The 13,547-nt window shown below is 60.0% G+C and carries 13 protein-coding genes; 11 read left to right on the top strand and 2 right to left on the bottom strand.

The window, feature by feature from the left end; all coding sequences use genetic code 11:
• Positions 1 to 80: 80 nt before the first annotated feature.
• Both IV454_RS12645 and IV454_RS12640 read right to left on the bottom strand, forming a co-directional pair.
• Positions 81 to 1,325: a sensor histidine kinase gene (locus IV454_RS12645; protein ID WP_206091730.1), complete on the bottom strand. Its 1,245-nt coding sequence runs from the start codon at positions 1,323 to 1,325 to the stop codon at positions 81 to 83.
• Complete coding sequence (locus IV454_RS12640; protein ID WP_206091729.1) at positions 1,312 to 2,001, bottom strand: response regulator transcription factor; 690 nt, start codon at positions 1,999 to 2,001, stop codon at positions 1,312 to 1,314. Before IV454_RS12640 ends, IV454_RS12645 begins: the two co-directional genes overlap by 14 nt.
• A 254-nt stretch (positions 2,002 to 2,255) precedes the next feature.
• Between IV454_RS12640 and IV454_RS12635 the strand changes: the two genes are divergently transcribed.
• From IV454_RS12635 to IV454_RS12585, 11 genes are all read left to right on the top strand, one after another.
• A complete protein-coding gene (locus tag IV454_RS12635; RefSeq protein ID WP_206091728.1) occupies positions 2,256 to 3,122 on the top strand; it encodes a TorF family putative porin in 867 nt (288 codons plus the stop codon).
• A gap of 120 nt (positions 3,123 to 3,242) precedes the next feature.
• Complete coding sequence (locus tag IV454_RS12630) at positions 3,243 to 3,746, top strand: cupin domain-containing protein (RefSeq protein ID WP_206091727.1); 504 nt, start codon at positions 3,243 to 3,245, stop codon at positions 3,744 to 3,746.
• Between the two features lie 124 nt (positions 3,747 to 3,870).
• On the top strand, positions 3,871 to 4,809 hold the full coding sequence (locus IV454_RS12625) for a 3-oxoacyl-[acyl-carrier-protein] synthase III C-terminal domain-containing protein (RefSeq protein ID WP_206091726.1): 939 nt from the start codon (positions 3,871 to 3,873) through the stop codon (positions 4,807 to 4,809).
• Positions 4,810 to 6,519 (top strand): non-ribosomal peptide synthetase, encoded by a 1,710-nt coding sequence (locus tag IV454_RS12620; protein WP_206091725.1) that lies wholly within the window; start codon positions 4,810 to 4,812, stop codon positions 6,517 to 6,519.
• Positions 6,512 to 6,958 carry a VOC family protein gene (locus tag IV454_RS12615; protein WP_206091724.1) on the top strand — a complete coding sequence of 149 codons (447 nt, stop codon included), beginning with the start codon at positions 6,512 to 6,514 and terminating at the stop codon, positions 6,956 to 6,958. Before IV454_RS12620 ends, IV454_RS12615 begins: the two co-directional genes overlap by 8 nt.
• 17 nt (positions 6,959 to 6,975) lie before the next feature.
• The gene (locus tag IV454_RS12610; RefSeq protein WP_206091723.1) at positions 6,976 to 7,431 is read left to right on the top strand and encodes a GNAT family N-acetyltransferase; all 456 of its coding nucleotides are present in this window, start codon (positions 6,976 to 6,978) and stop codon (positions 7,429 to 7,431) included.
• A gap of 88 nt (positions 7,432 to 7,519) precedes the next feature.
• The gene (locus tag IV454_RS12605; RefSeq protein ID WP_206091722.1) at positions 7,520 to 8,323 is read left to right on the top strand and encodes a class I SAM-dependent methyltransferase; all 804 of its coding nucleotides are present in this window, start codon (positions 7,520 to 7,522) and stop codon (positions 8,321 to 8,323) included.
• A gap of 110 nt (positions 8,324 to 8,433) precedes the next feature.
• Positions 8,434 to 9,096, top strand: coding sequence for a pyridoxamine 5'-phosphate oxidase family protein (locus tag IV454_RS12600; protein WP_206091721.1), 663 nt, complete (start codon positions 8,434 to 8,436; stop codon positions 9,094 to 9,096).
• A 54-nt stretch (positions 9,097 to 9,150) separates the two neighbouring features.
• A complete protein-coding gene (locus IV454_RS12595; RefSeq protein ID WP_206091720.1) occupies positions 9,151 to 10,485 on the top strand; it encodes a lysine N(6)-hydroxylase/L-ornithine N(5)-oxygenase family protein in 1,335 nt (444 codons plus the stop codon).
• A gap of 41 nt (positions 10,486 to 10,526) precedes the next feature.
• Complete coding sequence (locus IV454_RS12590; RefSeq protein ID WP_206091719.1) at positions 10,527 to 11,942, top strand: diaminobutyrate--2-oxoglutarate transaminase family protein; 1,416 nt, start codon at positions 10,527 to 10,529, stop codon at positions 11,940 to 11,942.
• A complete protein-coding gene (locus IV454_RS12585) occupies positions 11,935 to 13,416 on the top strand; it encodes a pyridoxal phosphate-dependent decarboxylase family protein (protein WP_229522208.1) in 1,482 nt (493 codons plus the stop codon). The genes IV454_RS12590 and IV454_RS12585 overlap by 8 nt, the downstream gene beginning before the upstream one ends.
• Positions 13,417 to 13,547: the final 131 nt, after the last annotated feature.

Genomic DNA, 13,547 nt, shown 5'->3' with positions numbered 1-13,547 from the left:
CCAGGTGAGCGGCGCCGTCCGCCGGGACGGCTCCCTATTCAAGATACACTCGAGAACATCAAGCCAGCGTCAACCGGACGTTAATTTTTTGTTAAAGCTTGATTGAATCTTATCTCAAAAATGCTGCCACCGCCGTCCCGTTCGCTAAATGTCAGGGTGGCGCCCAGATACTCGCAAATGCGCCGCACCAGGGCCAAGCCCAGGCCCGACCCCGCCGATCCGGCACCTGGTACCGCGATTGGCCCGCGCTCGAAGGTGGCGCGCACGGCCAGCGGCAAGCCGGGGCCGGTATCTTCCACCCGCACCAGCCCTTCGGCGAGCCGTACCGTCACTTCGCCCTGCACCGTGTACTGGCAGGCATTGCGGATCAGGTTACCGACGGCGGCGACCAGCAGTTCGGGCGGCGCGGCGATGGCAAAGGCGGGGCCGCCAAGGAAACGCAGCGCCACCGGCCTGCCCGCGACGAGCGGCTGGGAGCGCTCGGTTTCGGCGCGGGCGATCTGCTCGATGCTGGTGACGGGGTGGGCGATGCGGTCGCGCGAGCGCGCCAGGGTCAGCAAGACATTGACGCAGGCGGACGCTTCGTTGGCGGCGCGCAGGATGCGCTCGGCCGCGGCGCCGGTGGCGGGATTGGCGTCGTGCTGGGCGAGGATGATTTCGGCGGCGCCGGTAATCACGGTCAACGGCGTGCGCAGTTCGTGGCTGACGTCGCCGGTGAACAGGCGCTCGCGCTCGAGGTAGATGCGCAGTTCGCTGGTGTGGACGGCGAAGGCGCGCGCCAGGATGCCGAGTTCGTCGTTGCGTTCGAGTAACGGGAGTTCGGAAGAATTGTCGCGCACGGCGGCGGCCAGGGTCGTGATCGGGGTGACGAAGCGGTGTCCGATGAAGCCGCCCAGAAACAGCGAAAACAGCATGATGCCGATGAAGCCGACGCCAAACATCGAATAGACGGCCAGTTCGACCTTGTCGTAATCGCTTTCATGATCGACCACCACGTAGTTGCCGCTCGCATCCGTGCCGCTCAACACGTGCAAACCGATACCGTCGACATGCACGTCGGACACACCTTCGGGCAGATTGCGCAGCGGCTCGGGAATCGCGGCGCCGTGGTGGAAGCTCAGGCCGGCGGGCATGCCGACCGTCAAGCCGCCGGCGTGGCGCGGCGCGGCCCAGGCGGCGGCCTCGGCCAGCCGGTGATCGACCAAATGCACTTCGATGCCCTCCACCGCCACGATGGCGATGGCCGCGAGAAAGAGCGACGAGCCGAGCGCGAACAGCAGGTAAGCCACGGCGATGCGGCGGCGCAGGGAGTTACGCGGTTTCATCGGGAATGACGAGTTTGAAGCCGATGCCGGGCACCGTGCGCAGCATGGGGGCGGGAAAAGGCTTGTCGAGCGCCTGGCGCAAGGCATGGATGTGGGTGCGCAAGGCGTCGCTGTCGGGCCGGTCGTCGCCCCAGATGGCTTGTTCGATGACGTCGCGCGGCACCACCTTGGGCGCCTCGCGCATCAGGCATCTGAGGATAGTGTAGCCGGTTTTGGTCAGGGCCAGGGGCTGGCCGGCGCGGCTGGCCTGGTAGGTGCCCGTGTTAAAGCTCAGCTCGCCCACACGCAGGATGGTGGCGCCACCGACGGCGCCATTGGCGCGGCGCAGCAAGGCTTTCAGGCGGATGTCGAGTTCGACCAGCGAGAATGGCTTGACCAGGTAATCGTCGGCGCCGCTGTCGAAGCCGGCCACCTTGTCCTGCAAGGTGTCGCGCGCGGTCAGCATCAGCACAGGAATGGTGCTGTGGAGTTCGCTGCGCAGTTTCTGGCAGACATCCAGGCCTGTCAGTCCGGGCAGCATGACGTCGAGCACGACGACGTCGTAGATATGTTGGGCCGCGAGGGCCAGGCCGGCGTAGCCGTTGGCGGCCGAGTCGAGGATGTAGCCCTTGGGTTCAAGAAAGCCGTAGAGGTTGGCCACGATGTCGGGATTGTCTTCGATGATAAGAATGCGCATGCGCCTATTCTAGTTGACAAGCAGGAAGGGCGCGAAAAGGCGCGCGTCTTCCCCCCGCCACGCATACATGAGCCCGGCAAATGTGCCGCGCGCAAAGCGTTTGCGAAAAAAATGTCGAATTACCCAGATTGAATGGTGGCAACATTGCGCCAGTGATATACTTTTTTAAAAAGACAACTAGCAAATTTGGCAACAGGACGACTGGCGCCAAGGGGTTGTCACGCATATATCGATCATCACGGAGTCCGTCAGTCATGAAGTCCCCTTTCCCGCATTCTCTTATCCCGCTTGCCATGGCATGCGCAGCGCTCCTGGGCGGCACCATCGTGACCAGCACGGCGCACGCGGACGACGCCCCGGCCGGCAAGGTGAAAGTAACGGGCCAGGCTGGGGTCGTATCCGATTACATCTGGCGCGGGTTTTCCCAAACCTGGGGCAAACCGGCCTTGCAGGCCAGCGTGACGGCCGACCATGCCAGCGGCGCCTACGCCAGTTTTTTCGCCTCGAATATCAGCGCCCAGTATGTACCCAACGGCTCGCTGGAAACCGACGTGAGCCTGGGATACAAAACCGCGCTCAAGGGCGTCGAACTGGACCTGGGGGGCGTGTATGCCTATTACCCAGGCGCTAATTTCAGCAAGGCATCGTTCACACCGGCGTTTAACGATGCCGATCCGCGCACCCTGGAACTGTATGCGAGTGCCACCGTTGCCGGCATCAATCTGCACGTGGGCTATATTCCAGGCGCGTTTTTTGGATGGAATGTGAACAATTCCGGCGTCAACGGCGTCTTTAACGCGGAACAGCCCCAGGCCGGCCTCACCGGCGACTCGAAAGGGGCCGTCAATGTCGAAGGCAGCTATACGTTCGCCATCAAGCAAGGCTGGAGTATGCAGGCGACGATCGGCCGTCAACGGGTTCCGCACAGCAGAGACGTGAACTGGAACTATGGCCGGGTCGGCATCACGGGCGAACTGGGCGCCGGGTGGTCGGCCGGTCTTGCGGCCTCGTTCACCAGCAATCCAAAGGCGTTCAGGAACTATGGTTCGCTGACCAATAACGGCCAGCACAGCAACCCCGGCAAGCGCACGGCCATCTTGTCGCTGTCAAAGGCGATTTAATCCCTGGCCTCGGCAAGACGCCCGGCCGGGCCATCGCGACGATGTGCATGACGCAGCGCGCCGGGCGACAGTCCGGCCCGCGCGCGCCGCATCCGCTTGTTCTTTTGCTTATTCAATCTCATGAAAATCACCGATTCCAACACCTTCAATGCGTTCAAGTCGCGCGCCGTCGTACCCGTCGTGGCACTGCTGACCATCCTGGCGCCGGCCGCCGTTCACGCGGCGCCGGCGGGGGAGGCGACATCCATCGTGCCGATTGCCAAAACGATCCCCGCCACCATCAAGACGACCCACGCCCCGGATGCGGATCCGGGCCACTACCAGGTGCTCGACGGGACCCATTTTTCTTATCGCTGCTACGTTCCCTATACGCTCAAGACGAAAGAAGCGGCGGTGGAAGTGTGCGAAATCGATCCCGTCAAACTGCAGATTCTGGGTTGGCCCGAAACCGAAGTGATTCACCTCATTCGCGGCAAGGTCACGGTCACCGGGCCGGGCGGCGAAGCGAGCAGCTATTCCGATGGCGATATCTTCGTGCTGCCACAAGGCTTCCAGGGGATCTGGCAGCAATCGGACAAGCTCTTGAAAGTGGTCGTTCGTCATCCCTTGTTCTGGAAAGACTAAGCCGCGGCAAGGTGGCATTCCTGTCAGCGCGCGGCCCGGCTCGCACGCTCAACCCAGGCTATGTTGTCGAGATGCGCCTCCAGCGGGGCGCTCTTGCGGATAGCCAACACAAGATCGTTGATCCATGATTCGACCAGTTTATCTAGGCGCTCCCGAGTACGCCGCGGGCAGCTTCGTCACGCTCGACAGCGAGATAGCGGACAGCGCGCTGTGCGCACAGCTGCGGCACGCCGAGCACGGCGCCAATTTTTTCCCGCAATGCGGCTCAAGCATCTTCGAGCTGGTCGATACGGCCATTCAACGGTCCCTTGCCAGCGCCCGTTTGCAGGCGCAGGACATCGATGCCGTGTTCCTGGTCTCGAACATGCTCGACGCCCAGGACAACCTGGAACCAGGCTGGCTGGGCGAATTGAATGCGCGCCTGGGCCTTTCCCACACGGTGCATTACCAGGTGGGGATGGCAGGGTGCGGCGGCTTTCATTGGGCGGCGCGGCTGGCCGCGAGCCTGATTGCGGCGGGCGAGTGCACGCGCATTTTGATAGTCAGTTTCGACAAGGCGGGCGGCAAGTTGCAGCGGCTGTATGGCGCGGGCACCGATTTTCCTTATGTAACCGGCGACGCGGCGGCAGCCTGCATTCTCAGCAGCGAGCCGGACGGCATGGACTATCGCTTGCTTGGCAAGGTCATCAATCGTTACGATGGCCGGCAAATTCTCGCGCCATCGCTGGACAGTGAAATGCGCTGCATTTCGCAACTGATCAAGGCGACCTATGCATCGGCCGAACTGAAAGCGAAGGATATCGATGTTTTCATCACGAATAATTATTCCTACGCTGCCAGTCAGCTCTACTGCCAACTTGCCAGCCTGAGCTACGCGATTGCCTACACCGGCACCATCGCGACGCACGCACACTGTTTCAGCTCCGACAACCTGATCAACTTGCACCACCTGGCCGCCAAGGGCGAGGTAGGCGCCGGCGCGCGGCTCTTGTTGTTCAGCACCGGCCCCTTCCAATGGGGCGCGTGCATCCTCGAAAAGCTCGATAACGGGATGGGGCAATAGATGAACACCATCGTTACGCGCTTTGGCGCCATCGTGCAAGCCCACCCCGACACGACAGCCTTGCTGTCCGATATGGAGGTGCTGAGCTATGCGGCCTTGCACGAACGGGCGTGCCAGATGGCAGCGGCCATCGATGCGTGGTTCCTCGCACAGTTGGGCCGCAGCGCCGGACCGACGGACGTCGTCGGCATCTGCATCGACAAATGCGCCGATCTGTACGTGTCGATACTCGGCATCCTGGGCACCGGCGCCAGCTATGTCCCGATCGATCCGCAATTGCAGCGCGATGTGCAAGAGCATATCGTGCTCAGCTGCCGCTGCCGGCTGATTGTCGCCCAGGGCACGGCGCTTGCGGGTGTCGGCGGCGCGGCCGTGATGGCTCCCGCCGCCCCGCATGCCGCAGGGATCGCAGCCGGCCGCATGGATGGCGCCAACGCCAGTGGCGCTGACGTGTGCTACACGATTTTCACCTCCGGCTCCACCGGACGCCCCAAGGGAGTGCCGATCAGTCACGCGAGTTTGCTCAATCTGGTCGACTGGGCGATCGCGGAATTTGCGCTGGCGCCAGGCGTACGCGCATTGCAGTATTCGACAATCAATTTCGATGCGTCGGTACTCGATATCTTCCCCACCCTGTTGTCCGGCGCGACCTTGTGCATCCCCAGCCAGAAACAGCGTTTATCCGAAGCTGAACTGGCGCAGTTCTGCGCGCGCCGGGAGGTTACCCATGCATTCCTGTCGCCGGCCCTGTTGGCCAGCCTGTCCGCGCAACGCTTCCCCGGCATTACCACCTTGCTCACCGGTGGCGAGGCATGCAGCCCGCAAGCGGTGCGCGCCTGGTGTGTGGGACGCCGGCTCTACAATCTGTACGGGCCGACCGAATGCACCGTCCTGGTCAGCTACAAACGCATGGACGGCGCTTGCCCGCAATCGAATATCGGCCAGGCGATTCCCGGCGTGCGCCTGCATGTGCTCGACGAGAACGGCGCACCTGCCGGCAGGGGCGAACTGTACGTGGCAGGGGTCGCGGTTTCGCAAGGCTACATCGGCGATGCTGGTGCCGGCGCGCAATCGTTCCTGCATGTCGCCGCGGTCGATGCCGGCCGCCTCTACAAGACCGGCGACCTGGTCGAGCGCGACGGGCAAGGCGAGCTGCACTTCCTCGGCCGGATCGACCGCCAGGTCAAGGTGCGCGGCTATCGAATCGAACTCGAAGAGATCGAGGCGGCGCTCAAACGCCTCGGCCATGCCGAGGTGGCGGTCAAAGCCGGCGCGCAGGGAACGCTGGTCGCCTACATCGTCGCCGACACCGCCATCGATGGCGAGGCTCTGCGCACGCGTCTGGCGACCATCCTGAGCGACTACAAAGTTCCGCAGCACATCGTCGGCTGGCCGCGCTTTCCCTACAAGATCAGCGGCAAGGTCGATTATGCGGCCCTGCCCGATTTTGTACCCGTCCCGGCCGCCGGCGGCGTCAGCCACGACGCGCGCTACGCCCCCATCGCCGCATTGTGGGCGCAAGAGCTGATGCTCGACCTCGGCAGCCTGCTGCCCTCCTCCAATTTTCGCGCATTGGGAGGCACCTCGATCAATATAGTCCGCCTGCTCAGCTCTATTGAAACGCACTACGGCGTCCGGATCGATTTCATCGATTTTCTGGACAATCCCACCATCGAATTCCTCGTCAACACCCTCACTGAAAATGACTAATCAACTTCTCCCCGGTCTTAACCATGTCGGCCTCACGGTACTGAGTATCGAAGACACGCTCGACTTTTATCGCAAGCTCACCAGCGTCGAGATTTTCGAAGAAACCGTCCGCATTTCCGGCGATGGGGTCGGCGCGGTGATCCGGGTCAAGAACCCGGACTACAAGTCGTGCATGGCGCGCATCGGCAACCGCAATTTCGAGCTGATCGAACACATCGGATCGAAAGGCAGGCACCTGGTGGCCAATCACAACGACGTGTGCGGCATTCACCTGGCATTCATGGTGGACGACATCGACGACGTGTTCCAGAAGGTGACCCAACTGGGTCTGGAAACGACGACCGAGCAACCGTATGTCGCCACTGAACTGGGCGGCTATCAAGCTTTCTTTTTCCGCGACCTGAATGGCGTGCAGATCGAAATCGGGCAGGTCAATTAATGTCGACGCCATCTACCATGAACATTATCGAATGCGCTGAACAGCACCTGCAGAGCGCGGCAGAACTTTTTAACGACTACCGCATTTTCTACGAACAGGAAAGCGACCTGCCGGCCTGCTACGCCTTCATCCGCGACAACGTCGAAAAGAAACGCTCGCGCCTGTTGCTGCTGCTCGACCCGGCAGGCAAGGCGGTCGGCTTTTCGCAGCTGTACCCGAGCTATTGCTCGATTTCGATGAAACCCTATTACTACCTCTCCGACTTGTACGTCGATCGATCCTGCCGGCAAAAAGGGTATGCCAGGTTCCTGATGCAGGCGGTGACCGAGCAATTCGCGGCGGAAGGCGCACAGCGACTGACTCTCGATACCGCCACCAGCAACAAGATCGCGCAGCATCTCTATGAGTCGCTCGGATATGAGCAGGAGCAGGTGTACATCACCTATCACCAGATGCTGAAACCAGCCGGCTGACGAGGGCCGGCGGCACGGCGATCCAGGCGCCAGTCATTGCTCCTTATTCTGGCAAAACACAGATTTTCTCTTTCAGATCAGATAAAAAATGGACTCAGAACTCAGCAAACATCAGGCGCAGGAGATGCACAGCACGGTGACCGATATGTATACCGAGGTCAATAATGAACTGGGCAATCGTTACCAGCCATTTTTGAACTATGGGTATGGTTATCCGGAGGGCGCGCCGCCGATGCCCCTGCTTGAAGCGCAGGACCGCGATTTCCAGATTTCGGCGCAGCTCTACCACTTCGTCACGTCAGCCACGTCCTTGCCCGGCAAGGACATCGTCGAGGTTGGCTCAGGACGGGGCGGCGGGTCCTACTACATGAAAAAATACTGCGGCGCCAGGAGCGTGGTGGGGCTGGAGTATCTGGGCCAGAGCGTGGACATCGCCAGGAACAGCTTTGCCATCGATGGCTTGTCCTTCGTCCAGGGCGATGCGGAGCAACTGCCTTTCGATACGGCGTCGAAGGATGTCGTGGTCAATATCGAATCGTCGCATTGCTATCCGAACCTTGACAGCTTCTATTCCGAAACCTTGCGCATCCTGAAACCGGGAGGGTATTTTTGCTACGCCGACCTGGTCACGCCGGAAAAGAGCCGCGAGATTGAAGCCAAGCTGCGCAAGCTGCCGGTCGAACTGGCGAGATGCCGGGATATTACGGCCAATGTCCTGGCCAGCCTGGCTGCGGACAATGCCCGCAAAGTGGCGCTGATCAAGGACATGGATTTAAGCGAAGCGCGCGCCGGCTGGTGGCTCAACGAATGGGCATGCGTCGGCACGACAATCTGGGACGAACTCAATCACGGTCAATTGGTCTACGTTTCCTACGCACTGATGAAAATCTAAGCTCTGTTCACCAAGGTCTCCAGCCAGGCTCGCTTGCGGCCCGGCTGGACGGCGCCCCCTCTCTCCATCGGTTTTGCCGGCGGATTTCTCTCTTTAGAAACGGAAAAATAATGGGCCAGCGATCCTCCGCCCCTCCCTCGCCACGCACGCGCGTTCGTCGCATCGCGGAACTGGCGGACTACGAACAGGCAACCCTGCATGCCATTCTGGATGAAGCGTATGTCTGTCATATCGCCTTCCATGACGGCGAAAGCAGCCATTGCATTCCCACCGCATGCTGGCGCATCGACAACCACCTGTATATCCACGGATCGAATGGCAGCCGCATGATCAAGGCGCTGCTGGGCGGCGTGCAGGCATCGGTTGCGGTGACCCATATCGACGGGCTGGTGCTCGCGAAATCGGCCTTCAGCCACAGCATGAACTATCGGTCCGCCGTGATCTATGGCGTTTTTGAGCAGATCAGGGGAAACGCGAAAAAGATGGAAGCCATGGATGTCTTCATGGACAAGCTTGCGCCCGGACGCCAGCACGAAGCACGGACCGGCAACGCCAAGGAACTGGCCGCCACCAATGTGCTGAGGATTTCGCTCGACGAAGCCGCGGCCAAAGTCAGCAACAACGGACCATCCGACAAGGACGAAGATCTCGATTTACCGGTATGGGCCGGCGTCCTGCCGCTGGTGACGATGCACGGCTCTCCGATCGGCACCGGCAATGACGGGGTACCAACCCCGGACTACGTTACACGCTGGGCAAACGACAACAACTAACCTGTTCCATCCAACCCGATATCGAGCGCGATATTACAAACTTAAAGTCCCAGTATGAGCATTTCTGCAGAAAACACGATTTATGATCTGATCGGCGTCGGCGTCGGCCCATTCAACCTTGGGCTGGCATCGCTGCTGGAGCCGGTCGATACGCTGAAAGTCAAATTCTTCGAGGCCAAGGAACGCTTCAACTGGCACGAGGGATTGCTGCTGGAGGATTGCCATCTGCAGGTACCCTTCATGGCCGACCTGGTGACCATGGCCGATCCGACCAGCCCTTACAGCTACCTGAACTACCTGCACGCACAGGGCCGCCTGCTGCAGTTCTATTTCTACGAGAATTTCCAGATTCCGAGGGTCGAATACAACCGTTATTGCCAATGGGTCAGCGAGAAGCTCAGCAACCTGGCGTTTTCGCACCAGGTGGTGGGGATCGAGGTGGTCGATTCGCTGTTTCGCATCGTTGTCAAGAACGGCCACACCGGCACCCAAGCCAGTTATTTGGCGCGCAATATCGTGCTCGGTGTCGGCACCGTGCCGAACTGGCCGCGCGCCGCCAGCGATTTCAAAAACAGCGCCGACTGCGCCCACTCGTCGCAATACATGTTCGTCAAGCCTGAACTGCAGCGCAAGAAGCACATCACGGTGATCGGCGGAGGGCAAAGCGCGGCGGAAGTGTTCCTCGATCTGCTGCGCGATCAGCCGCAGTTTGGCTATGAAATCAATTGGCTGACACGCAGCAATGGCTTCTTTCCGATGGAGTATTCCAAGCTCGGCCTGGAACACTTTTCCCCCGATTACGTCGAACATTTCTATGGACTGCCGGACACGCAGCGCAAATCCATCCTGGCAAAGCAGGGCAATTGGTACAAGGGGATTTCCTTCAGCACCATCAAGGAAATCTACGATTGCCTGTATGCGCGCTCCATCGACCAACCCAACCGCTTCGTCTTGCAGGCTTGCAGCCAGCTGGAGAAGATCGTGCGGGTCGATGACGGTTTCCAGCTCCAGTTCCAGCACCTGGAATTGCAGCAGACCTTCGACGTCAAGACCGAGGCGCTGGTGCTGGGAACAGGCTATCAGTATGTCTTCCCGGCGTGCCTGAGCGATCTTCGTCCCTCCATCGAATTCGATGCGGAGAACCGTCCCTGCATCACCCGCGATTACATGTTGAAGACCTCCGCGGACATCCCCGGCATGATCTTCGTTCAAAACGGCGAAATGCACAGCCACGGTATTGCCGCCCCGGACCTGGGCCTGGGTGCCTACCGCAGCGCGGTGATCATCAACAAATTACTCGGCAAGGAACGTTATCCGGCCCGCACCAGGACAGTGTTCCAGAACTTCGGCATCGCCGACCAGTGGCGCGACAGCGCCAGAAACGCATAACCCGACTGTCGACATCCATTTCCCATTATTGGAACAGCAAAATGAACAGAGCTACAGACGAATTTCTGACACACGCCAAGCCGGACCGCATCACCTTGAGCGATGCGGGCAACTATCAGTTCCCGACCAATCCGGCGTTGACCAATCAGGAGAATCTCGAATCCGAGGTGCGCTCCTATCCGCGGCGTTTTCCGATTGCGATCAAACGTGCCCAGGGCGCATTGGTCGAAGACACCAACGGCCAATCTTATCTCGATTGCCTGTCGGGCGCCGGGGCACTGCCGCTTGGCCATAATCACCCCGAAGTGGTGAAAGAAATCATCGACCATATCCGGGCCGACTTGCCATTCCAGACGCTCGATGTCACCACACCAGTCAAGGATGCGTTTATCCGGGAAGTGATGGCCTTCCTGCCGCAGTCGTTCGCAGCCAATGCGTGCATCCAGTTCTGCGGCCCGTCCGGCTCCGACGCCGTCGAGGCCGCCCTCAAACTGGCCAAGCAAGTGACCGGGCGCAGTAATATCATTTCCTTTCACGGCGCCTACCATGGCATGACCAACGGCTCGCTGGCATTGATGGGAAATCTGAATGCGAAAACGCGCCGTAGCGGGCTGATGCCTGATGTCCACTTCTTCCCCTATCCCTACGATTTGCGTTGCAAATTCGGCCTGGGCGGCGAAGCTGGCGAGCGCGCATCGATACGCTACATCGAGTCCGTCTTACATGACCAGGAGAGCGGCATCGTGCGGCCGGCGGCCATCATTCTGGAACCTATCCAGGGTGAAGGCGGGGTGATCGCCGCCTCCGCGTATTGGCTGCGCGAATTGCGCCGCATCACCAGCGAATTGGGAATTCTCCTGATATTCGACGAAATCCAATGCGGCATCGGCCGCTCCGGACGCAATTTTGCCTTCGAATACGCGGGTATCGATCCGGACATCCTGATCATGTCGAAGGCGGTGGGCGGCGGCTTGCCTCTGTCCTGCCTGGTGTTTAAAAAAGAATTCGATACATGGAATCCCGGCGAGCATGCCGGCACGTTCCGGGGAAATCAACTGGCCATGGTCGCTGGCGCCAAGACTTTGCAAATCATCGGGCGCGATGAACTTGCCGCCAACGCCAACCGGATGGGGGAACGCCTGAGCGCGCAACTGCGTGCCTTACAAGATGTCCACCCCTGTATCGCTGAAATTCGCGGCAAGGGTTTGATGTTGGGTATCGAGATTGTCTGCCCCGGCCAGCACGATGTACTCGGTCATCCATTGGCCAATCCCGAATTGGCCAGCCAGATCCAGCGCGCAGCCTTAAAAAATGGGCTGATTATCGAAAAGGGTGGCCGCCACGGCGCGGTACTGCGTTTTCTGCCGCCGCTGAATATCACGGCCGAGCAAATCGACTTTGCCGGGCAAGCATTCGGACGTGCCCTGGCGGCGTGCACCAAGGTGGGCAATGAGTAACTGGACAGAGCATTTCATCCACACGGGTCCTGGCGGCAGCGAGGATTATCGCAACGTCATGGCCAACTGCGCGCAGGAACTTGCAACGGTGTTCGAATCGGCCGCGAGGCCGTATTCGGGCATGGATCCCATGCTGCTGCGGGAGAATATCTTCGGAATGTCGCTGGCAAACGAGGATGCGGAACCGCTCGACACGGTGATCAGGCAAGTGGCCAGGGACATTGCGCGCCATGCGATCGTCGTGCAACACCCTCACTGCATCGCCCATCTGCATACCCCGCCCATGTTGTGCGGGATCGCCGCGGAAAATTTTATCGCGGCGCAGAATCAGTCGATGGATTCGTGGGACCAGTCGGGTTCAGCGACCTTTGTTGAACAACATGTCATTGCCCACTTATGCAGATTGTTCTCCTACCCAAGTGAAGGCGATGGCGTCTTTACCAGCGGTGGAACCCAGGGCAATATCATGGCGTTGCTCATCGCACGCGATTGGTTCGCCCAACAACGTTCCGGCCATAATGTACAGCGCGACGGATTGCCGCCCTACGCTTCCAGGCTCAGGATTATCGGCTCGGCCAAAAGCCATTTCACGCTCGAAAAGGCCGCCTCGGTCATGGGGCTTGGCCAGCAGGCGGTCGTGCGCATTCCGACCAATCCCGACGGGACCATGATCATCGAGGCACTTGAATCGACCTTGCGTCAGCTACAGGTTGACGGCTTGCTGCCTTTTGTGATCGTGGGCACGGCTGGCACCACCGATCATGGCGCCGTGGACGGCCTGCGCGACATCAGCCGCATCGCCAGAGCGTCGAATATCTGGTTTCATGTGGATGCGGCGTATGGTGGGGCGATGATTCTCAGCCAGGCGAAGCAGCGGCTGGCAGGGATCGAGCTGGCCGATTCCTTGATTGTCGACTTTCACAAGATGTGGTTTCAGCCAGTCAGTTGTGGCGCATTGCTGATGCGCGACACGTCCGATTTCAAATATCTGCTGCATCACGCGGACTATTTGAACCGCGAGTCGGATGATTTGCCCAACCTGGTGGACAAAACGATCTCGACGACACGACGTTTCGACGCCTTGAAAGTATTCATGATGCTGCGCGCAGTCGGAACCGACACGCTGGGAGCGATGGTGGATCATTTGCTGCAACAGGGCACAGCGATCGCTCTTCATCTCCGCGAAGACGAGCGCTTCGAACTACTGGCGCTACCTGCGCTGTCGACTGTATTGTTCCGTTATGCCGACCTGCCCGAGACGCTGGGTATCGACGCATTTAATCGTCAGCTGCGCGTGGCCTTGCTCAAGCGCGGTATCGCGGTGCTGGGCGAAACCACCGTGGCCGGCAAGGTGGCGTTGAAGCTGACTATCCTCAATCCCTGCCTGACGATTGGCATGTTTGTCGACCTCTTTAACAAGATCGTCGAACTGGCTGAGACGCTCAAATCGGACGTGCTGGCTGAGCACGTTTAGACGATTTCCTGCACTTCGCGATCCGGGCACTGTCCCGGATCGCCATTCCTGCGCTACTCAAGCGAACCGCTACTTTTCCACTCCTGCAGGGGCAATATTCACAGATCTGCGGACGAAAAAAAACCCCATCG

It is taken from the genome of Massilia antarctica (assembly GCF_015689335.1).
GTDB lineage: Bacteria > Pseudomonadota > Gammaproteobacteria > Burkholderiales > Burkholderiaceae_D > Telluria_A > Telluria_A antarctica.
Note: the sequence above shows the minus strand (reverse complement) of the source record. Positions and strands in the feature narration are given on the sequence as shown.